At 66.3% G+C, this 20,048-nt stretch carries 15 protein-coding genes, 1 pseudogene and 2 riboswitches; of the genes and pseudogenes, 8 read left to right on the top strand and 8 right to left on the bottom strand.

Going from position 1 to position 20,048, the window contains the following annotated elements:
- The first annotated feature begins 94 nt into the window (after positions 1-94).
- From KH389_RS13670 to yiaY, 3 genes are all read left to right on the top strand, one after another.
- Positions 95-547 carry a PACE efflux transporter gene (locus KH389_RS13670; protein ID WP_043861441.1) on the top strand — a complete coding sequence of 151 codons (453 nt, stop codon included), beginning with the start codon at positions 95-97 and terminating at the stop codon, positions 545-547.
- A gap of 190 nt (positions 548-737) precedes the next feature.
- Positions 738-2,300 (top strand): threonine ammonia-lyase, biosynthetic, encoded by a 1,563-nt coding sequence (ilvA, locus tag KH389_RS13665; protein ID WP_043861442.1) that lies wholly within the window; start codon positions 738-740, stop codon positions 2,298-2,300.
- Positions 2,301-2,378: 78 nt separating this feature from the next.
- Positions 2,379-3,527 carry an L-threonine dehydrogenase gene (yiaY, locus tag KH389_RS13660; RefSeq protein ID WP_054914574.1) on the top strand — a complete coding sequence of 383 codons (1,149 nt, stop codon included), beginning with the start codon at positions 2,379-2,381 and terminating at the stop codon, positions 3,525-3,527.
- A gap of 80 nt (positions 3,528-3,607) precedes the next feature.
- Here yiaY and KH389_RS13655 read toward each other — a convergent pair whose 3' ends face one another.
- Together KH389_RS13655 and KH389_RS13650 are read right to left on the bottom strand one after the other, a co-directional pair.
- Positions 3,608-4,960, bottom strand: coding sequence for a GntP family permease (locus tag KH389_RS13655; protein WP_043861444.1), 1,353 nt, complete (start codon positions 4,958-4,960; stop codon positions 3,608-3,610).
- Positions 4,961-5,060: 100 nt separating this feature from the next.
- On the bottom strand, positions 5,061-5,600 hold the full coding sequence (locus KH389_RS13650; protein WP_043861445.1) for a gluconokinase: 540 nt from the start codon (positions 5,598-5,600) through the stop codon (positions 5,061-5,063).
- Between the two features lie 207 nt (positions 5,601-5,807).
- Here KH389_RS13650 and gntR point away from each other — a divergent pair, with 207 nt between their 5' ends.
- The 3 genes and pseudogenes from gntR to KH389_RS27780 all read left to right on the top strand — a co-directional run bounded on the left by gntR (position 5,808) and on the right by KH389_RS27780 (position 8,236).
- Complete coding sequence (gntR, locus tag KH389_RS13645) at positions 5,808-6,827, top strand: HTH-type transcriptional regulator GntR (protein WP_054914573.1); 1,020 nt, start codon at positions 5,808-5,810, stop codon at positions 6,825-6,827.
- 89 nt (positions 6,828-6,916) lie between these two features.
- A pseudogene (locus KH389_RS27785) lies at positions 6,917-7,651 on the top strand (PAS domain-containing protein); the annotation flags it as partial.
- Between the two features lie 12 nt (positions 7,652-7,663).
- Entirely contained in the window at positions 7,664-8,236 is a 573-nt protein-coding gene (locus tag KH389_RS27780) for a methyl-accepting chemotaxis protein (protein WP_420831972.1), read from the top strand.
- 8 nt (positions 8,237-8,244) lie between these two features.
- On the opposite strand, the gene KH389_RS13635 is transcribed toward KH389_RS27780, so the two are convergent.
- The 6 genes from KH389_RS13635 to KH389_RS13610 all read right to left on the bottom strand — a co-directional run bounded on the left by KH389_RS13635 (position 8,245) and on the right by KH389_RS13610 (position 14,524).
- Positions 8,245-11,541, bottom strand: a complete 3,297-nt coding sequence (locus KH389_RS13635) for a transporter substrate-binding domain-containing protein (protein ID WP_213605669.1) — start codon at positions 11,539-11,541, stop codon at positions 8,245-8,247.
- A gap of 7 nt (positions 11,542-11,548) precedes the next feature.
- Positions 11,549-12,163 (bottom strand): response regulator transcription factor, encoded by a 615-nt coding sequence (locus tag KH389_RS13630; protein ID WP_043861449.1) that lies wholly within the window; start codon positions 12,161-12,163, stop codon positions 11,549-11,551.
- A gap of 295 nt (positions 12,164-12,458) precedes the next feature.
- Positions 12,459-13,205 (bottom strand): precorrin-4 C(11)-methyltransferase, encoded by a 747-nt coding sequence (gene cobM / locus KH389_RS13625; RefSeq protein WP_043861450.1) that lies wholly within the window; start codon positions 13,203-13,205, stop codon positions 12,459-12,461.
- Between the two features lie 28 nt (positions 13,206-13,233).
- Positions 13,234-13,638: a cobalamin biosynthesis protein gene (locus KH389_RS13620; RefSeq protein ID WP_213605668.1), complete on the bottom strand. Its 405-nt coding sequence runs from the start codon at positions 13,636-13,638 to the stop codon at positions 13,234-13,236.
- Complete coding sequence (locus KH389_RS13615) at positions 13,638-14,327, bottom strand: CbtA family protein (protein WP_054914568.1); 690 nt, start codon at positions 14,325-14,327, stop codon at positions 13,638-13,640. Before KH389_RS13615 ends, KH389_RS13620 begins: the two co-directional genes overlap by 1 nt.
- A gap of 11 nt (positions 14,328-14,338) precedes the next feature.
- The gene (locus KH389_RS13610) at positions 14,339-14,524 is read right to left on the bottom strand and encodes a CbtB domain-containing protein (protein ID WP_043861453.1); all 186 of its coding nucleotides are present in this window, start codon (positions 14,522-14,524) and stop codon (positions 14,339-14,341) included.
- A 113-nt stretch (positions 14,525-14,637) separates the two neighbouring features.
- Positions 14,638-14,866: riboswitch (cobalamin riboswitch) on the bottom strand.
- Between the two features lie 56 nt (positions 14,867-14,922).
- Positions 14,923-15,121: riboswitch (cobalamin riboswitch) on the top strand.
- A gap of 98 nt (positions 15,122-15,219) precedes the next feature.
- On the opposite strand from KH389_RS13610, the gene cobW reads away from it, so the two are divergent.
- On the top strand, positions 15,220-16,290 hold the full coding sequence (gene cobW, locus KH389_RS13605; protein WP_213605667.1) for a cobalamin biosynthesis protein CobW: 1,071 nt from the start codon (positions 15,220-15,222) through the stop codon (positions 16,288-16,290).
- Between the two features lie 3 nt (positions 16,291-16,293).
- Positions 16,294-20,043 carry a cobaltochelatase subunit CobN gene (gene cobN / locus KH389_RS13600; RefSeq protein WP_213605666.1) on the top strand — a complete coding sequence of 1,250 codons (3,750 nt, stop codon included), beginning with the start codon at positions 16,294-16,296 and terminating at the stop codon, positions 20,041-20,043.
- Positions 20,044-20,048 lie beyond the last annotated feature (5 nt).

Here is a 20,048-nt window from a genome sequence, read left to right as displayed (position 1 = left end):
GGCCCCTGCGGCCGACGACAGTTGACCGCTTCACCATTGAAACCCGGCTTCAATCAGCCTAGCCTGCGCGGCATACCGTTGAAAGGAGCCCGTCATGCAAGGCGTTACCCGCAAGATCACCCAGGCCATTCTGTACGAAGTCATCGCGGTGGCCTGTGTCGCACCGGCCCTGGCGTTGGCCTTCGATGAGGGCATGGCCCATTCCACCGTGCTGTCGGTGATCATGTCGGGCATGGCCCTGGGCTGGAACATGCTCTACAACTACCTGTTCGAGTTCTGGGAGGCACGTCAGGCCCGACGCAGCCGCACCTTCGTACGGCGCCTGCTGCATGCCATCGGCTTCGAGGGCGGGCTGGTGCTGATCCTGCTGCCGGTGGTGGCCTGGTGGCTGGACATCAGCCTGTGGGCGGCACTGGGCACCAACCTTGCGCTGTTTGTGTTCTTCTTCGTGTACGCCTTCGTGTTCCAGTGGGGCTTCGACCGGGTGTTCGGCGTGCCCGAATCGGCGCACGAACGCGGCGTGCAAGCCTGCACGAGCGCAAAATGAATGATTGACTTGAAAAAGGCCCTGGGCTAGTTTCGCTGCGATGACCTTATTCGCAGCGTTGCCTTCGCACAGCATTATTACCGCCATTATCAGATTGGCGGGCTAGCGAGCACCTTGCACCTAACCCGCCCTGGAGGCGGGTTTTTCCTTTCTGACTCCTGGGCACTTCAAAAAAAACCAGGAGTCACCGATGACCAGCCTTACCGTCTGCCCCAGCACCTCGACCAGCGCCACCAGCCTGCTGTCGGACTATGTGCGAAGGATTCTTGCCGCACCGGTATATGACCTGGCCATCGAGACGCCCCTGCAGCCCGCCCGGGCGCTGTCCGAGGCCCTGGGCAACAACGTGCTGCTCAAGCGCGAAGACCTGCAGCCGACCTTTTCCTTCAAGATCCGCGGGGCCTACACCCGCCTCAGTCGCCTGAGCACCGAGCAGCGCGAGCGCGGGGTGATCACCGCGTCCGCCGGCAACCATGCCCAGGGCGTGGCGCTGGCCGCCCGTGAACTGGGCATGCGCGCCACCATCGTGATGCCCACCACCACTCCGGCGCTGAAGATCGAAGGGGTGCGCTCGCGTGGCGGCAATGTGGTGCTGCACGGTGACAGCTTCCCGCGGGCGCTGGCCCATGCGCTGCAACTGGCCCAGAGCGAAGGCGCCACGTTCGTGCCACCGTTCGACGACCCGGACGTGATTGCAGGGCAGGGCACCGTGGCCATGGAGATCCTGCGTCAGCAACCGGGCGAGCTGGACGCGATCTTCGTGCCGGTGGGCGGCGGCGGCCTGATCGCCGGCATCGCCGCCTACGTCAAGTACCTGCGCCCGCAGGTAAAGGTGATCGGCGTCGAGCCGCATGACTCTAACTGCCTGCAGGCCGCGCTGGCCGCTGGCGAGCGGGTGGTGCTGCCCCAGGTCGGCACCTTCGCCGACGGCGTGGCGGTGGCGCAGATCGGCGCGCATTGCTTCGAGGTGTGCCGGCATTACGTGGACGAAGTGGTCACGGTCAGCAGCGACGAGCTGTGCGCGGCCATCAAGGACATCTACGACGACACCCGCTCGATCACCGAGCCTTCCGGTGCGCTGGCGGTGGCCGGGATCAAGAAGTACGTGGCCAGCCGCGGCGTGACGGGCCAGACCCTGGTGGCAATCGACTCCGGTGCCAACGTCAACTTCGACCGCCTGCGCCATGTGGCCGAACGCGCCGAACTGGGCGAGCAGCGCGAGGCGGTCATCGCGGTGACCATCCCCGAGCAGCCGGGCAGCTTCCGCGCCTTCTGCCAGGCCCTGGGCCAGCGCCAGATCACCGAGTTCAACTACCGCTACCAGCCCGGCAAGGAGGCCCGCCTGTTCGTCGGCGTGCAGACCCACCCGCACACCGACCCGCGCGCGCAGTTGCTGGCCAGCCTGGCCGGGCAGGGCTACGAGGTGCTGGACCTGACCGAGAACGAGCTGGCCAAGTTGCATATCCGCCACACCGTGGGCGGCCACTCGGCCCCCTCGCTCGACGAGCGGGTGCTGCGCTTCGAGTTCCCGGAGCGTCCTGGCGCCTTGCTGGGCTTTCTGGAGCGCCTGGGCAAGCGCTGGAACATCAGCCTGTTCCACTACCGCAACCACGGGGCTGCCGAGGCGCGGGTATTCGTGGCGCTGCAGGTGCCGGACGATGAGCTAGCGCAGTTGCCAGGCACCCTCGACGGCATGGGCTATCGCTACTGGGACGAGACCGACAACCCGGCCTATCGGCTGTTTCTTGGCTGACTTTGCGCTGGATCAACATGCCCTGCGGCCCACGGGCGGATCCTTGAGGCAGAGATATAAAGCCTGAGGAATACCGCCATGAGCAGCACGTTTTTCATCCCAGCCGTCAACATCATGGGCATCGACTGCCTGGACGAAGCCATGACCGCCATTGTCGGCTATGGCTTTGCCAAGGCGTTGATCGTCACCGATACCGGGTTGGCCAAGGCCGGCGTGGCACAGCGAATCGCCGAGCAGCTGGCGATGCGTGACATCGACTCGGTGGTGTTCGACGGCGCCAAGCCCAACCCGAGCATCGCCAACGTGGAGCAGGGCCTGGCGATGCTCAAGCGCGAGCACTGCGACTGCGTGATTTCGCTGGGCGGCGGTTCACCCCACGACTGCGCCAAGGGCATTGCCCTGTGTGCCACCAATGGCGGGCACATCGGCGACTACGAAGGGGTCGACCGCTCCGCCAAGCCGCAATTGCCGCTGATCGCGATCAATACCACGGCCGGTACGGCCAGCGAGATGACGCGCTTCTGCATCATCACCGACGAGGCGCGCCACGTGAAAATGGCCATCGTCGACCGCAACGTCACCCCGTTGCTGTCGGTGAACGACCCGGCGCTGATGGTCGGCATGCCCAGGTCGCTAACGGCGGCCACCGGTATGGATGCACTGACCCACGCCATCGAGGCCTATGTATCCACGGCGGCCACGCCGATCACCGACGCCTGCGCACTCAAGGCCATCGAGCTGATCAGCCGCAACCTGCGCCAGGCGGTGATCGACGGGCAGGACCTGACCGCGCGGGAGAACATGGCCTATGCGCAGTTCCTCGCCGGCATGGCGTTCAACAATGCTTCGCTGGGGTTCGTGCATGCGATGGCGCATCAGCTCGGTGGCTTCTACGACCTGCCGCACGGGGTGTGCAACGCGGTGCTGCTGCCCCATGTGCAGCGGTTCAATGCGGCGGTGAGCGCGGCGCGCCTGCGTGATGTGGCACAGGCGATGGGCGTGGCGGTGGAGGGGCTGAACGCGGCGCAGGGTGCCGATGCGGCGATCCAGGCCATCGTGCAACTGAGCGACGATATCGAGATCCCGCCGGGGCTGGAGGTGCTGGGTGCGCGGGTGGCGGATGTGCCGACCCTGGCGGCCAACGCGCTCAAGGATGCCTGCGGCCTGACCAACCCGCGGCGGGCCAGCCAGGCCGAGATCGAGGCGATCTTCAAGGCAGCCTTCTAGCGCATCTTCGCTGGCAAGCCAGCTTCCACAGGGTTCTGCCGTACAGCCAGAACCTGTGGGCTGGCTTTGCGGCGATGCCGTCAGACCACCAGCGACAACAGCATGATGAAGATGATGCCCACCACCGACAGGATGGTTTCCATCATGCTCCAGGTCTTGAAGGTTTCGGCCACGGTCATGTTGAAGTACTGCTTGACCAGCCAGAAGCCCGCATCGTTGACATGCGACAGGATCAGCGAGCCGGCCCCCGTGGCCAGCACCAACAGCTCGCGGTTCACGCCCGGTATCATGCCGATCACCGGGGCCACGATACCCGCACCGGTAATGGTCGCCACCGTCGCCGAGCCCGTGGCGATGCGAATCACCGCCGCCACCAGCCAGGCCAGCATGATCGGCGAGATCTGCGCCTGTACCGCCATCTGACCGATCACGTTGCCCACACCGGTATCCACCAGCATCTGCTTGAAGCCGCCCCCAGCGCCCACGATCAGCACGATTGCCGCCGTAGGCGCCAGGCTCTGGTCGAGCATCTTCATGATCTGCTGGCGGCTGAAGCCCTGGGCCGAGCCGAAGGTGTAGAAGGCCAGCAGCAGGGCTGCCAGCAGCGCCGTGATCGGGTGCCCGATCAGGTCCATCCACTGGCGAAAGATGTGCTCGGCCGGCAGTACCACGTCGGCGAAGGTCTTGAGCAGCATCAGGAACACCGGCAGCAGGATGGTCACCAGCGTGATGGCGAAGCTGGGCAGTTGCGTGCGCTCGGCTTCGCGGGCGATCTGGTCCATCAGCTCCTGGGACGGCGAGCCGGGGATGTACCGCGAAATGAACGTGCCGTACAGCGGACCGGCGATGATCGCCGTGGGCAGCGCCACGATCAGCCCGTAGAAGATGGTCTTGCCGATGTCGGCGCCGAACACGCCGATGGCCAGCAGCGGGCCCGGGTGCGGCGGCACCAGCCCGTGCACCACCGACAGCCCGGCCAGCAGCGGAATGCCGATCTTGATCAGCGATACCCCGGTGCGCCGGGCCACGATGAACACCAGGGGTATCAGCAGCACGAAGCCGATTTCGAAGAACAGCGGGATGCCCACCAGGAAGGCGGCGAACATCATGGCCCAGTGCACCTTCTGCTTGCCGAAGGCGCGAATCAGAGTTTGCGCGATCTGGTCGGCGCCGCCGGAATCGGCCATCAGCTTGCCGAGCATGGTGCCCAGTGCCAGCACGATCCCGACAAAGCCGAGTACGCCCCCGAAACCGTCCTGGAACGACTTCATCACTTTGGCTACCGGCATGCCGGAGGTCAGGCCCAGAAAGCCCGCGGCCAGGGTCAGCGCCACGAAAGGGTGCACCTTGAAGTGGGTGATCAGCAGCACCAGGCCGATGATGGTCACCAGTGCATCGAGCAAGAGGTAGGTATCAGTTGCCAGACCGAACATGGTTCAGTGCCTCGTATTGTCATTGTTGTGGGCGGAACTTTTACAGCGTGCAGCAGTCGAGACAGCGCTATCTTTGGTGAGCCGGAAAACTGCCGGAAAATCAGGCAGTTCGCGCCAGTGCCGACTCACCGCAGGGCTTTAGCCAGGTGTCTACCTGACGGGCCAGCTGGGCGATGGGTTGGGTGGCGTCCAGGGTCAGGGTCAGGGTTTCGCCGCGCGGCGACTCCAGGGCGGCGAACTGGCTGTCGATCAGGCTTGCCGGCATGAAGTGGCCGGGGCGTGCCAGCACGCGGCGTTCGGCTTCCTGGGGCGTCAGTTCGAGGAACACGAAGCCCAGGTCGGGTACGGCGTGGCGCAGGGCGTCGCGGTAGCGCTTTTTCAGCGCCGAGCAGGTGAGGATCGGCCGTTCGCCGGCCTTGAGGGTGGCCTGCAGCTCTTCGCCCAGGCGGATCAGCCAGCCAGCGCGGTCGTCATCGTCAAGGGGAATGCCGGCGCTCATCTTCTGGATGTTGGCGGCAGGGTGAAAGGCATCGCCTTCGATCAGGCGGCCGCCGCTGCAATCGGCGATGGCAGAACCGACGCAGCTCTTGCCGCAGCCAGCCACGCCCATCACCACAATAGCGGACAGGGGAGAGTTCATCGGTACCTCCTGCGGGGCGAGATAGCGCTATCTTTGGCCGAGGCTGACAACGCCTCGGCGGCTTCCCACCCGGATGTTATTGGTTTTGTAAAAGCAGTCTGGGCGCTCATCGCCGTGCACCTGCAGTTATGCATTGCCTGACGTCTGAGACAGCGCTACCTTAGTGCCCGTTCCCTTCTCTTTGCAAGCCGAAAAATAAAAGCACCCATGACCCGCATTGGCTCCCGTACTACCGGTCGTCCCACCCTGGCTGAAGTGGCCAGGCTTTCCGGGGTTTCCCCGATCACCGCCTCGCGCGCCCTGCGCGGCATCAGCACGGTTGCCCCGGAACTGGTGCAGAAGGTCAAGGATGCTGCCGCAGCGCTGGGCTATGTCGCCAACCCGGCAGCCCGCGCGTTGGCGTCGGCACAGAGCCAGTCGGTGGTGGTGCTGATTCCGTCGCTGTCCAACCAGCTGTTCATCGAAACCCTCGAAGCCATCCACGACGTGATGCGCCCGCGCGGCCTTGAAGTGCTGATCGGCAACTTCCACTACGACGTGGCCGAAGAGGAGAACCTGATTCGCAACTACCTGGCCTACCAGCCGTGCGGCATGCTGCTCACCGGTTTTGACCGCACCGAGGCGTCGCAGCAGATGCTGGCCGCCAGTGGTGTGCCCTGCGTGCACATGATGGAGCTGGGTGGGCCGGACACGGCCACTTCGGTCGGGTTTTCCCAGCAGCAGGCCGGGCGCGCGGCTGCCCGGCACCTGATCGAACGCGGGCGGCGGCGCCTGGGCTTCATTGCCGCGCAGCTCGATCCTCGGGTGATGCAACGCGCCGACGGGTTCCGCCAGGCGCTGGACGATGCAGGGCTTTATGACCCGGCACTGGAAATGCTCGCACCGCAGCCGTCATCCATCGGCCTGGGCGGCGAGCTGTTCAGCCAGTTGCTCGAGCGTCACCCGGAGGTGGACGGGCTGTTCTTCTGCAACGACGACCTGGCCCAGGGCGCGATTCTGCAGGCCTTGCGCCAGGGCATCGAGGTGCCGGGGCAGGTGGCGATGGTGGGCTTCAACGACCTGCCGGCATCGGCTCACCTGGTTCCGCGCCTGACCTCCATTCGCACCCCGCGCGCTGCCGTGGGGCGGCAGGCTGCGCAGGCGCTGCTGGCGTTGCTCGACGGCAAGGGCGGGCAGCCGCGCACCCAGGACCTGGGCTTCGAACTGATGGTGCGCGAAAGCAGTTGACGTGGGGTGATAAACGGTGATGGCAGTTGGCTTGCAGGGTACAGAAGTGCATCTATGCTGAGCAAAAACCGCCAATGGAGTGGTAACCAATGTTTAACGCCCATCGCAAGTCTGACCTGGCTGAAATCGAGCGTTGCACCCAAGCGTTACACCACTCCAATGCCAAGCTTGCGGCCATAGGTCGCTCGATGGCCATGATCGAGTTCAGCCCCGACGGGGTGATTCTCGAAGCCAACGAGCGTTTCTGCTCCACCCTGGGCTATGCCGCCGAGGAAATCATCGGCAAGCACCACCGCATTTTCTGCGAGCCCGACTACGTCAAGAGCGATGCGTACCGCACCCTGTGGCGCGACCTGGCGCGGGGCGAGGCCCACAGCGGTACCTTTCTGCGGCGCGACAAGGCCGGGCACGATGTGTGGCTGGAGGCCAGCTACATGCCGGTGTTCGGCGCCAACCAGCAGGTCACCAGCGTGATCAAGGTCGCCTCCGACATCACCCGGCGGGTGGTCGAGGAGCATGAGAGCGACAGCCTGATCAATGCCATCAGCCGTTCCATGGCGATGGTCGAGTTCACCCCCGAAGGCAATGTGATCCGCGCCAACGAGAACTTCCTCAAGACCATGCATTACCGGGCCGAGGAAGTCATTGGCCAGCACCACAGCCTGTTCTGCCACCGCAGCGAGAGCGAGTCGAGCGCCTACAAGGCATTCTGGGCCGCGCTCAATCGCGGCGAGTACCATTCCCATCGTTTCGAGCGCAAGAACAAACTCGGGCAGATGGTGTACCTGGAAGCTTCCTACAACCCGATCTTCGATACCCGTGGCCGCCTGTACAAGGTGGTCAAGTTTGCCAGCGACATCACCCACCAGGTGTGTACCCAGCAGACGGCGGCCGAAGCGGCCCACGCCACCTCGGTGCAGAACGATGCCTGCGCGCGCAAGGGCTCGGAAGTGGTGCAGCATACGGTGCAGGTGATCGAGGAGATCTCCCGCGAGCTCAATGCCGCAGCTCGCAGCATCGATGCGGTGAGCAAGCAGTCGGAACTGATCGGGCAGATCGTGCAGACCATCCGCAGCATTGCCGACCAGACCAACCTGCTGGCCCTGAACGCCGCCATCGAGGCGGCGCGGGCAGGTGAGCACGGCCGCGGCTTTGCCGTGGTGGCCGACGAGGTGCGCAGCCTGGCGGCACGCACCAGCAAGGCGACCCTGGAGATCGTCGATGTGGTGCGCCAGAACCACGACCTTTCACTCAATGCGGTGGCCAGCATGCAGTCGAGCCTCAGCCGCACCGGGCTGGGGGTGGAACTGGCCAATGAGGCGGGGGAAGTGATCCTGGAAATCCAGCAGGGTTCGCAGCACGTGGTGGACGCCATCAGCCAGATCAACTCGACCCTGCAACTGCACTGAGCCGCATCTCAACCGGCGGCGATGGATCGCTGCAGGTGTTCATGCAGATCCTTCAGGCTCTGTTCCAGCGCCGCCAGCAACGCCTCGATGGCCTTGTCTGGGGCCTTGCCGGTACAGGCCTGCTCCAGCGCATCGCAGTGCCCCACCAGGCCATGGGCCTTGAGCATCTTGGCGCCGCCCTTGATGCGGTGCGACAGGCTGCGCAGTTGCTGTCGACTCGCGCCTGAGCCCAGGGCACGCAACGCCTCGAGGTCTTCGGCGCTGCTGCGCTCCAGCTCCGTCAGCAGACGCTTGATCAGCCGTGGGTCACCCAGGGTCAGGTGCTTGAGGTTGTCGATGTTGAAACCGCTGTTGTCCTCGGCGCGGGGCTCGGGTGGCGCCTGCGGCTCGGGGGTATCCACCCCCGACAGGTGACGGCTCAAGGCGCCCAGGCCGATCGGCTTGAACAGGCAGTCATCCATGCCCGACGCCAGGCAGCGCTCGCGTTCGTCGGCCTGGGCGTTGGCGGTCAGGCCCAGTATCAGGCAGGGCGGGCGATTCGCCTGGGCTTCCTGGGCACGAATCTCGCGCGCCAGCTGGTGGCCGTCCATACCGGGCATGTTGCAGTCGGTGATCACGGCGTCGAAGCGCCCGGCCTGCCAGGCCTGCAGGCCGCCCGCGCCGTCGCTGGCCTGGGTCACCCGATGGCCCAGCACGCTCAGCTGCTTTTCCAGCAGCATGAGGTTGGCGGGGTAGTCGTCGACCACCAGGATGTTCAGCCGCTGGCTGGCCTGCGCCGTTGGCTCCTGGGCCGGTTCCTCGGGTTGACTGGCAGTGCTGGCCAGCATCAGCGGCAGGCTGACCGTGACCTGGGTGCCATGGCCCGGGGTACTGTGCAGCTCCAGGCTGCCCTGCATCAGTTCGCACAGGGTCCGGCTGATCACCAGGCCCAGGCCGGTGCCCTGGCGAGCCGGCTGGCTGCCGGCCTGGATGAAGGGGTGGAACAGGCGCTGCTGGTCCGGCTGGCTGATGCCGATGCCGCTGTCCTCGACGGCCAGGTGCATGTGCACCTGCTTGCCGCACGGCGTGGGCTGGCACTGCAGGCGCACGCTGACGCCGCCGCGCTCGGTGAACTTGATGGCATTGCCCAGCAGGTTGGACAGGATCTGGCGAAAACGCAGCGGGTCGATCTCCACCAGGGCGGCGGGGGGCTGCAGGTCCTGGGTCAGGCTGATGTCCTTGAGACGGGCGCTGCTTTCGAACACCTGCACGGTGCTGCGTACCAGCGCACCCAGGTCGGTGGGTTGTGGCGCCAGGCTCATGTGTCCGGATTCGATGCGGGCGATGTCCAGCACGTCGCCGATCAGCTCCAGCAGGCTGCTGGCCGAATCGAATGCCACCTGCAGGGAGTGCTCGTCGGTGCGGCCCTGTGCGGCATCCTTCAGGGCAAGCTCGAGCAGGCCGATCACCGCGTTCATGGGGGTGCGGATCTCGTGGCTCATGGTGGTCAGGAAGGTGCTCTTGGCGTGGTTGGCGCTGTCGGCCTGTTCCTTGGCCACATGCAGCTCTTCGAGCAGGTGTTCGCTGATGCGCAGCTGCAGTTGCAGGGCCTGCTCGGCCTCGGCGCGTTGCTGCATCAGCTTGCGCAGGTAACGGTTCCACAACGCTATGGCAAGCACCAGCGCCACCGCGATGCCCAGAATCTGCAGCACCAGCGAGCGGTAGTTGCGCCAGGGCGTGTCGCTGATCAGGGCGTTGATGCGCCAGCGATTGACCAGCTGGGTCATCTGCTCGGGCGGGATGCTGAGCAGGGATTTTTCCAATATCGCATGCAGTGGCGAAGAACGTTCGGTGGCGAAGGCGGCGAGGGCCGGGGTGTCGTCCAGCAGGGTGGCGATGCGCAGGCGGTCCTTGAACATGCGGCTGATGAAGTAGGCGGCGTTGATCTGCGAACTGAGCGCCGCGTCCGCGCGGCCCTGGGCCACGTACTCCATCAGTGCCAGCGGGTCGTCGACTTCGATCAGGCTGATGGCGGGATAGCGCTGGCGCAGTTCGGCGCTCACCGGTGTACCGCGAATGATCGCCAGGCGCTTGCCGTCGAGCTGGTCGGGGTGGCGGATCGACGTATCGCGCACGCTGGTCACCAGCACCCGCGGGTTGGCCAGGTAGGGGCGGGTGAAGGCCAGGGTTCTGGCGCGCTGCTCACCATAATTGAGCGCGCCGACGACCTCGGCTTCGCCCTGTTCGACCATGCTGATCATGGTGGGCACCGAGTCGGTCTCGATGATCTGGAACTTCAGGCCGCTGCGCAGGCTGATCTGCGCCAGCACATCGGCGGTGATGCCGCGAAAGTGCTGGTTTTCGTCGAAGAAGCTCAGGGGCGCGAAGTATTTGTTGATGACCACGCGCACGCTGGGATGCTGCGCGATCCAGTGTCGCTCTTCGTCGGTCAGCGCGATGTCCGCCCGGTTGAGCAGGATGCTGCTCACGCCGCTGGTCCAGCGGCGCATCACGTTCAGCCGGTCGCTGTCGGTGATGCTGCCCAATGCCTTGTTCACCAGGTCCAGCAACGCGGTGTTCTCGCGCACCAGGGCAAAGCCGAATGAAGAGCGCTGGGGTTTGACGTAGTGGGAGATCTGCAGGCTTTCGCGGTAGTTCTTGCCGATCAGGTAGTCGGAACTGATCGCGTCGCCGATGAATGCATCGGCCTGGCCCAGGGCCACCGCCGACAGGGCCGACATGGTCGAGGCGTACAGTTGCAGGTTTGCCCGGGGGTAGAGCTGGCGGACCAGCGGCGGTGGCAGGTAGTGTTCGACCATCGACAGCGTCAGCCCGTCGAGCGGGTCGTCAGGGTCATGGTTCACGCCGACGGGGGTCGCGATGATCGGCTGGTCGTCGGCGTAGGGTTGGCTCATCACCAGTGCGCTGTCGGCGGCTTCGTAGCCGTTGGCGCTGCCCAGCAAGTCGATCTGGCCACTGTGCAGGGCGGCGATGGCCTGGATACGGTTCGGGAACTGCAGCACCTGCACCGGGATCTTCAACTGCTCGCCGATCAGGCCGGCGAAGTCGGCGCTGACCCCTTCATAGTCGTGCTGGCTCACATTGATGTCGAAGGGCGGGTAGTCCGGCGCCGAGGTGCCCAGGCGCAGCACCTGCTTGTGCTTGAGCCACCGACGTTCGGCGAGGGTCAGCGGGGGTGGCGCGCTGCTGCTGACCGAGCGCCCGAGCAGTTGGCGGGCAACCCCCGGCTCCTGTGCCATGGCGCTTATCGCCAGCCACTGCACCAGGCAGGCGAGCAGCAGGGCAGGCAGGCAACGCTTGGTCATGGGCGGCTCAGGTCAGTGCGTTGCGGTTGGCCACATCGATCAACTCAACCAGCGATACCACCCCGAGCTTTTCCATGATGCGGGTCTTGTAGGTGCTGATGGTCTTGGCGCTGAGGATCATCGCCGTAGCGATTTCGCCGTTGCTGGCGCCCTTGGCCAACTGGCGCAGCACCTCGAACTCACGGTTGGACAGCTTGTCCAGGCGCTGGAGTTCCGAGCTTGACCGGTCATTGAAGCGTGACGCATCGGGCAGGTAGGAGTAACCGTTGAGCACGGCCTTGAGGGCGGCGCTCAGGATATCGAGGTCTTCGTCCTTGCGCACGAATGCCGAGGCACCGGACTCGATGCAACGGCGGGCGAACAGCCGGGGTGGGCGGCCGGTCAGTACCAGGATACGTGGCGGGTTGGTCAACTGGCTGAGTCGCTCCAGCACGCTCAGGCCATCCAGGCGTGGCAGCCCCAGATCGAGGATCACCACGTCAGGCTGCAGCTTGCGCGCCAGTTCGACAGCACTGGCGCCGTCTCGGGCTTCACCGACGATGTTGTAGCCATCGCGCTCCAGCAGGGTGCGGATGGCGAAGAGGATGGTGGTGTGGTCATCAACGATCAAGACTTTGGGCATCGCGCAACTCCTTGTCAGAGAGGTGATCCAGGCCCCGAACCGTTCGGGGCGACGCCTGCCCAGGCTCTGGCAAGGCGGCCAAGATACGTGGAAACGCTCAGCAGGAGTACGTCCAGTATAGAAGTGAGGAAGAAATCAGTTCGATTAGAGGATTTTTCTTACAAGGCGCTCGAAAGTTCTGTAGCCGATTTCCTATCGCCTGGGCCAGTTGTCGCTTGCAGAGGCTGTTGAATTGGCAGGCGGGCCCATGGGAACGCGCCGGGCATCGGGCCGGGAGGGCCGCCTTCAATGGCCGTCAAGGTCGGTACAGGTGCGCATGCCCGGCGCGGTAGAGCGCCGACTCGCTGAAGGTATCGCTGCCCAATACCCGGCCCACCAGGATCAGTGCGGTGCGTCGAAAGCCCTTGGCCTGCACCCGTTGCACGATGTCGTCCAGGCTGCCCAGCACCCAGTCCTGATCTGGCCAGGTGGCGCGGTGCACCACGGCGATCGGGCAGTCGCTGCCGTAATGCGGGCGCAGTTCCTCGACGATTCTGGCCAGGTGCTTGACCCCCAGGTGAATGGCCAGGGTTGCCTGGTGGCTGGCCAGGCTCCCCAGCGATTCGCCCGGCGGCATCGGCGAGGTATCGCCGTAGCGCGTCAGGATCACGCTCTGGGCGATGTCCGGCAGGGTCAGCTCGCATTCGAGCAGGGCGGCACTGGCAGCCACGGCGGTCACGCCAGGGATGATCTGGAACGGGATACCCAGTTCACGCAGGTGGCGGATCTGTTCGCCGATCGCACCGTACAGCCCAGGGTCGCCGCTGTGTACGCGGGCCACATCCTGGCCGTTGGCGTGGGCCGTGCGCATCAGCTCGATGATCTGCCCCAGGTGCAGTTCGGCGCTGTTGATCACGGTTTCGGCGCGGTGGCCTTCGAGCACGGCGGCGGGCACCAGCGAGCCGGCATAGATGATCACCGGGCAGCTGTGGATCAGGCGCTGGCCCTTGACGGTGATCAGCTCGGGGTCGCCCGGGCCGGCACCGATGAAATAGACGGTCATGATGAATCCTTGGAAAGATTGCGCGGCATTATCCGTCAAACGGCGGGGCCCAGGCCAATGCCAGGGTGGCGGCGCCTTGCACGGTGCGTGGCAGGCGCAGTGCGGCATTGGCGCCGCCGCGTTGCTCGGCCAGGGCCAGCGCGGCGCTTTCGGCCACCCCATGGCAGCCGCTGAGGGCGAACGCCGTGGGCGAACGGTGGCTCAGGCGGCTTTCGAAGGGGGCCAGTTGCGCGGCCGAAAAGAACACCAGCGGCAACCCCAGTTGCCTGGCCAGTTCATGCAGGCCGGGTTCGCCGGCCTTGAGGTCGATGCTGGCCAGCCCGGCGAGGGCAGAGGCGGGCAGGTGATGGGCGAACAGGGTCTGCTGGAGCAGGGCGGCCAGTTCGCGGGCCGGGCAGCCGCGACGACAGCCCAGCCCGGCATACAACTGCATCAGGCTGGCTGGCGACGGTACAGCCAGGCACTGAGCAGGCCCAGGGCCAGCCAGAACGCGGCATTGGTCAACAGCGACGCTACCTTGAACTGCGCCTCCAGTGCTTGCGGCGCCAGGCTCTCGTGCACCTCCGGCTGCGGCGCACCGATCACGTGCGGAACAACCAGCAATGCCACACCCAGCGCCTTGAGCAGCCAGTTGTGCGCAAACACGATCAGGGCCAGGCCGGCAGCGGTGGCAGCCGCGGCGCCCACCCACCACAGTTGACGCTGCGCCAGGTCGGCGGCGGCAGTGCCCGGCAGCTCTGGCGGCAGCCCGAGGGTGGGCGCCAGGCAGAATACCGCGAACCCGGCAAGCCCCCAGGCTGCGCCGGTGGCGGTACGGCCCGGCGCACGCAGGGTGTACAGCGCAGCCAGGATCAGGGCAAAGCCGACCGCCACCACCAGGTTGCCACCGGTGGTCGACAGCACGCGCTGCCAGCCGTCTTCAGGCGACCAGGCCTCGGCATCGTGGTGGTGGCCTTCACCCGCGGCGTCGGCATGCTCATGGGTTTGGGCGGCCGGTGCCGGGTTCTCGTAGGTTTCGGCCTGCAGAATCAGCGGTGCGACCCAGAAGCTTTGCAGCAGGGTCAGCAGCAGGGCGGCGAGCAGGCCGGTAAAGCCTGCGGTGCGGGCAATGCGCTTGATCATCGGGGCAGGTCTCAGTGGCAAGGGAACGCGGCGCTGTGGCGGGTATCGTGGGCAGCGTTGTGCACCGCCTCGATGTGCGAGAAGCCGGCGAAGTAGACCAGGCAAAGGCCCAGCAGCGAGGCACCGATGGCGACGGCCAGGCGCTGGCTGAGGGTAGTGGGGGTGACGAGGGGCTGGCTGGCGGTACTGATGGGCATGGCGCGTTCCTTTTGCTGTTGTCGTGTCGTCGGGGCTATCGGCAACAGGCAAGCGCGGCCAACCCCTGCGCGAGGCTCGCCCAGGGGTTCAACAGCGCCCGCCCACCGCGGGTTTGTCATGACTGTATCGGGCCGGTCTCCGGGCTTGCGAGGGCTGGCAGCATGCTCAGCCTGAGGGCGTCACCTTCCCATGCCGCACAGCTGGCACAGTGGTAAAGACGCTTTCCTCGCTTACCGTTGCGGGGGCAGCACCGGATTTGTCGCTGCTTCTTTGCAGAAGCGGCTGACGCACCGGTTTCCCGTTTCACCTTGTAAAAAGGCACCCGAACGAATGCGGCTAGCAAATCATGCGCGCCGGCATCCGTCAATACAGCGGTTGACCTGCCCCGGACCACTGCGTAGCCTAGCCGCTTCGAGGTTCTGCGGCCCTGGCTGCAGCTAAGACGGGAATACGGTTCAAGCCGTGGCTGCCCCCGCAACTGTAAGCGTTGAACGGCATCGGCCGTGCCACTGCCCCGGGCGGGAAGGCGTCGATGCTGCCGGCAGGCGTGCCGGCACAGCGCGAGCCAGGAGACCTGCCTCGAACAGTTTCCGACTTTCAACCGGGCGGGGTGATCCGGTGGCGAATGCGCTCAGGCAGCAAGGCTCCTGCGGCTCTCGTCCTGCATGCCCGCCATCCTGCCAAGGGCACCCCCATGAAAACACTGGCCAAACTCCCCGTCACCATCGTTACCGGCTTCCTCGGCTCGGGCAAGACCACCCTGCTGCGGCACATGCTCGACAACGCCCAGGGCCGCCGCATCGCGGTGATCGTCAACGAGTTCGGCGAGCTGGGCATCGATGGCGAGATCCTCAAGCAGTGCAGCATCGGCTGCACCGAGGAAGAAGCCAACGGGCGCGTCTACGAGCTGGCCAACGGCTGCCTGTGCTGCACCGTTCAGGAAGAGTTCTTCCCGGTGATGCGCGAGCTGGTGGCGCGCCGTGGCGACCTGGACCATATCCTCATCGAAACCAGCGGCCTGGCGCTGCCCAAGCCACTGGTGCAAGCCTTCCAGTGGCCGGAAATCCGCAACGCCTGCACGGTCGATGCGGTGATCACCGTGGTCGACAGCCCGGCCGTGGCCGCCGGCACCTTCGCTGCCTACCCCGACCAGGTGGACGCCCAGCGCAAGCTCGACCCGAACCTGGACCACGAGTCCCCACTGCACGAACTGTTTGCCGACCAGCTGGCCAGCGCCGACCTGGTGGTGCTGAACAAGGCTGACCTGATCGCTGCCGACGACCTGGCCAGGGTGCGCGCCGAGGTGGCCGAGGAACTGCCGCCTGCGGTCAAGGTGGTGGAGGCCAGCAGCGGCCGCCTGCCGTTGGACGTATTGCTGGGCCTGGGCGCCGAGTCCGAGCAGCACATCGACGCGCGTCGTACCCACCACGATTCGCACCATGACGGCGATGACGACCACGACGATCACGACCATGATGCCTTCGACTCCATTTCCATCGAGTTGCCCCAGGCCGACGAAAGCCTGCTGCTCGATGCCCTGACCCAACTGGTGGTGCAGCACGGCATCCTGCGCGTGAAGGGCTTCGCGGCCATTCCGGGCAAGCCGATGCGTCTGCTGGTGCAGGGCGTGGGTACGCGCTTCGACAAGCACTTCGACCGCGCCTGGCGCAGCGACGAGCCACGTACCACGCGCCTGGTGCTGATCGGCCAGGACCTTGACGCCGTGCAACTCGAAGCCAGCCTGCGCGCCGCACTGGGCGCCTGACCCATGCACCTGCTGCGGACCCAGCCCGGCGGCTTTGTGCCGGACGACAGCATCGCCGACCTCGGCCAGACCCCCGCCGACCTGGTGATTCTCTGCAGCGGTGATTCGCACCTGGCACTGCTGGCCGAAACCGCCCAGCAGTTGCCGGACGACTACCCCAGCCTGCGCCTGGCCAACCCGATGCAGGTGCAGAACCATGCTTCGGTCGACCTGTATGTGGACGAAGTGCTGCGCCATGCCAAGGTCATCCTGGTGTCGCTGCACGGCGGCATCGGTTACTGGCGCTATGGCGTGGAGCAACTGGTGGCGCTGGCGGGGCGGGGCGTGCAACTGATCCTGGTGCCGGGCGACGACCGCCCGGACCCTGAGCTGACCAGCCTGAGCACGGTGCCCGCTGCCCAGGCCGAACGGTTGTGGCACTACCTGCGCCAGGGCGGCAAGGCCAATGCGCTGAACCTGTTCCAGTGCCTGGCCAGCCAATGGCTGGGCCGCGACTACCGTTGGGACGAGCCGCAGCAGTTGCCGCGCACCAGTGTCTATCACCCGCAACACCCCCAGGCGAGCGTGGACAGCTGGCGTGCCCTGTGGCAGCCCGGCCAGCCCGTGACGCCGATCATCTTCTACCGCTCGCACCTGCAGGCCGCCAACACGGGGTTCATCGATGCGTTTTGCGAGCGTCTGCAAGGCGCGGGGCTCAACCCGCTGCCGATTGCCGTGGCCAGCCTCAAGGAGGCAGCCTGCCTGGACCAGGTCGAGCAATGGCTGGACCAGGTCGACGCGGCCCTGATCATCAATACCACAGGCTTTGCCCAGTCCAGCCCGCAGCAGCCGCATTTGCGCCCGTTCCGGCGCGACATCCCGGTGCTGCAGGCCATCTGCGCACAGGACAACCAGCCGGCCTGGGAGGCCAGCGAACAGGGCCTGGGGGCCCGCGACCTGGCCATGCACATTGCCCTGCCGGAACTGGACGGGCGCATCATCAGCCGACCGATCAGCTTCAAGGACCTGGCCTGGCGCAGCGAACGCAGCCAGTCGGACGTGGTGTGCTACAAGCCGCACCTGGAACGCATGGATTTTGTTGCGGAACTGGCCCGGCGCTGGTGCGAGCTGGCGCGCCTGGACAACCCGCAAAAACGCGTGGCGCTGATTCTGGCCAACTACCCGACCCGCGACGGGCGCATCGGCAACGGTGTGGGGCTGGACACCCCGGCGGCGGCGCTCAACATCCTGCGCGCCATGCAGGCCCAGGGCTACCCGGTGGGGCCGTTGCCAGACAGTGGCACGGCGCTGATCCAGGCCCTGCTCGGCGGGGTCAGCAACGACCTCGACACGCTCGACCAGCGCCCCTGTGCGCAGAGCATGGCGCTGGACGATTACCGCGCCGCCTTCGCCCTGTTGCCCCAGGCCAACCAGCAGGCGGTGCGCGAGCGCTGGGGGGAGCCGGAGCAGGACCCGATGTTTCGCAGCGGGCGCATGATGGTCGCCGGCCTGCGCCTTGGCCTGACCTTCGTCGGTATCCAGCCGGCGCGCGGTTATCAGGTCGACCCCAGTGCGGTGTACCACGACCCCGACCTGGTGCCGCCGCATGGCTACCTGGCGTTCTACTTCTGGCTGCGCCACGCCTATGCCGCCGATGCGCTGATCCACGTGGGCAAGCACGGCAACCTGGAGTGGCTGCCGGGCAAGGGCGTCGGCCTGTCAGCCGGGTGCTGGCCGGACGCGTTGCTGGGGCCGCTGCCGAACATCTACCCGTTCATCGTCAACGACCCGGGCGAGGGCGCCCAGGCCAAGCGCCGCACCCAGGCGGTGATCATCGACCACTTGATGCCGCCGTTGACCCGCGCCGAAACCTACGGGCCGTTGCGCGACCTGGAACTGCTGGCCGACGAGTACTACGAGGCGCAACTGCTGGACCCGCGCCGGGCCCGTGAACTGCAGCGCGACATCCTCAACCTGGTGCGCGACAACCACATCGACCGCGAGCTGCAGCTGGAAGGCGCGCTGGACGATGCGGCGGTGTGGCTGCCGCGCCTGGACACCTACCTGTGCGACCTCAAGGAGTCGCAGATTCGCGACGGCCTGCATGTGTTCGGCCAATCGCCGGACGGACGCCTGCGGATCGACACGCTGCTGGCCCTGCTGCGGGTGGAACGTGGTGATGGGCGCGGCCCCAATGCCAGCCTGCTGCGCGCCCTGGCCCGCGGCCTGGGGCTGGGCTTCGACCCGCTGGACTGCGACCTGGGCCTTGCCTGGGAAGGGCCACGGCCGCCCAGCCTGGCACAGGTGAGCAGCGAGGCCTGGCGGACCAACGGCGACACCCGCGAGCGGCTTGAACTGTATGCCGCCCGCCTGATCGAGCAGACCCTCGACGGGGCGCCGGCCAGCCACCAGCACAGCGCCGACGTCGAGGCCGTGCTGCAGGCGCTGCGGGCCCAGGTGGCGCCGCAGCTGGATGCCTGCGGCCCGGCCGAAATGCAGGGCCTGCTGGCGGCGCTGGACGGGCGTTTCGTGCCGGCGGGGCCGAGCGGGGCGCCCAGCCGCGGGCGCCTGGACGTGCTGCCCACCGGCCGCAACTTCTACACCGTGGATGTGCGCAACCTGCCCACCGCCACGGCATGGCGCATCGGTTTCGCCTCGGCCAACCTGATTCTGGAACGCCACCTGCAGGACCACGGCGACCACCTGCGCCAGCTCGGCCTGTCGGTATGGGGCACGGCCACCATGCGCACCGGCGGCGACGACATCGCCCAGGCCATGGCCCTGCTCGGCGTACGCCCGGTATGGGCCAGCGGCAGCCAGCGGGTGGACGACTTCGAGATCCTGCCGGTGAGCCTGCTGGATCGCCCCCGGGTAGACGTGACCCTGCGCGTTTCGGGGTTCTTCCGCGATGCGTTCGGCAACCTGATCAAGCTGTTCGACGCGGCGGTGCAGGCCGTGGCGGCACTGGATGAGCCGAATGACCTCAACCCCCTGGCGGCCAAGGTGCGCAGCGAGCGTGCCGAACTGCTGGCCGCTGGCCTGAGCCCCGAGCAGGCCGAGCGCCAGGCCGGCTGGCGGGTGTTCGGCTCCAAGCCCGGCGCCTACGGCGCCGGGGTGCAGAACGCCATTGACGGCCGTCTGTGGCACAGCCGTGAAGACCTTGCCGAGGTCTACCTCAACCATGGCGCGTATGCCTATGGCGCCTCGGACGACGGCACCGCCGCGCGCGAACCCTTTGCCCGGCGCCTGAGCCAGGTGCAGGCGGTGCTGCAGAACCAGGACAACCATGAGCACGACCTGCTCGATTCCAATGACTATTACCAGTTCCAGGGCGGCATGCTCGCGGCGGCAGAAAGCCTGGCCGGTGCCGGCGTTGCCAGTTACCACGGCGATCACAGCCAGCCGGATCGCCCGCGCATTCGCACCCTCAAGGAAGAACTGAACCGGGTGATCCGTGCGCGTGCGCTCAACCCCAAGTGGATCGACGGGGTCAAGCGCCATGGCTACAAGGGCGCGTTCGAGATGGCCGCGACGGTCGACAACCTGTTCGCCTTCGATGCCACCACGCACCTGATCGACGATCATCATTACCAGTCGCTGGCCGAGGCCTATGTGCTCGATGCCGCGACCCGCGAGTTTATCCGCCAGCACAACCCCGAGGCCCTGCGCGACATCACCGAACGTTTGCTGGAGGCCCAGCAGCGCGGGCTGTGGCAGGCTCCGGGCGAGTATCGACAGGCCCTGGAAGAGCAACTGCTGGACGCAGAGGAATAAGCCAG

Origin of the sequence: Pseudomonas qingdaonensis (assembly GCF_018398475.1) — a bacterium.
In the GTDB taxonomy this organism is placed as follows: Bacteria; Pseudomonadota; Gammaproteobacteria; order Pseudomonadales; family Pseudomonadaceae; genus Aquipseudomonas; species Aquipseudomonas palmensis.
Note: the sequence above shows the minus strand (reverse complement) of the source record. Positions and strands in the feature narration are given on the sequence as shown.

Coding starts and splice junctions, on each gene's coding strand:
- KH389_RS13670 (WP_043861441.1), top strand. CDS start 95: ATGCAAGGCGTTACCCGCAAGATCACCCAGGCCATTCTGTACGAAGTC.
- ilvA (WP_043861442.1), top strand. CDS start 738: ATGACCAGCCTTACCGTCTGCCCCAGCACCTCGACCAGCGCCACCAGC.
- yiaY (WP_054914574.1), top strand. CDS start 2,379: ATGAGCAGCACGTTTTTCATCCCAGCCGTCAACATCATGGGCATCGAC.
- KH389_RS13655 (WP_043861444.1), bottom strand. CDS start 4,960: ATGTTCGGTCTGGCAACTGATACCTACCTCTTGCTCGATGCACTGGTG.
- KH389_RS13650 (WP_043861445.1), bottom strand. CDS start 5,600: ATGAACTCTCCCCTGTCCGCTATTGTGGTGATGGGCGTGGCTGGCTGC.
- gntR (WP_054914573.1), top strand. CDS start 5,808: ATGACCCGCATTGGCTCCCGTACTACCGGTCGTCCCACCCTGGCTGAA.
- KH389_RS13635 (WP_213605669.1), bottom strand. CDS start 11,541: ATGACCAAGCGTTGCCTGCCTGCCCTGCTGCTCGCCTGCCTGGTGCAG.
- KH389_RS13630 (WP_043861449.1), bottom strand. CDS start 12,163: ATGCCCAAAGTCTTGATCGTTGATGACCACACCACCATCCTCTTCGCC.
- cobM (WP_043861450.1), bottom strand. CDS start 13,205: ATGACCGTCTATTTCATCGGTGCCGGCCCGGGCGACCCCGAGCTGATC.
- KH389_RS13620 (WP_213605668.1), bottom strand. CDS start 13,638: ATGCAGTTGTATGCCGGGCTGGGCTGTCGTCGCGGCTGCCCGGCCCGC.
- KH389_RS13615 (WP_054914568.1), bottom strand. CDS start 14,327: ATGATCAAGCGCATTGCCCGCACCGCAGGCTTTACCGGCCTGCTCGCC.
- KH389_RS13610 (WP_043861453.1), bottom strand. CDS start 14,524: ATGCCCATCAGTACCGCCAGCCAGCCCCTCGTCACCCCCACTACCCTC.
- cobW (WP_213605667.1), top strand. CDS start 15,220: ATGAAAACACTGGCCAAACTCCCCGTCACCATCGTTACCGGCTTCCTC.
- cobN (WP_213605666.1), top strand. CDS start 16,294: ATGCACCTGCTGCGGACCCAGCCCGGCGGCTTTGTGCCGGACGACAGC.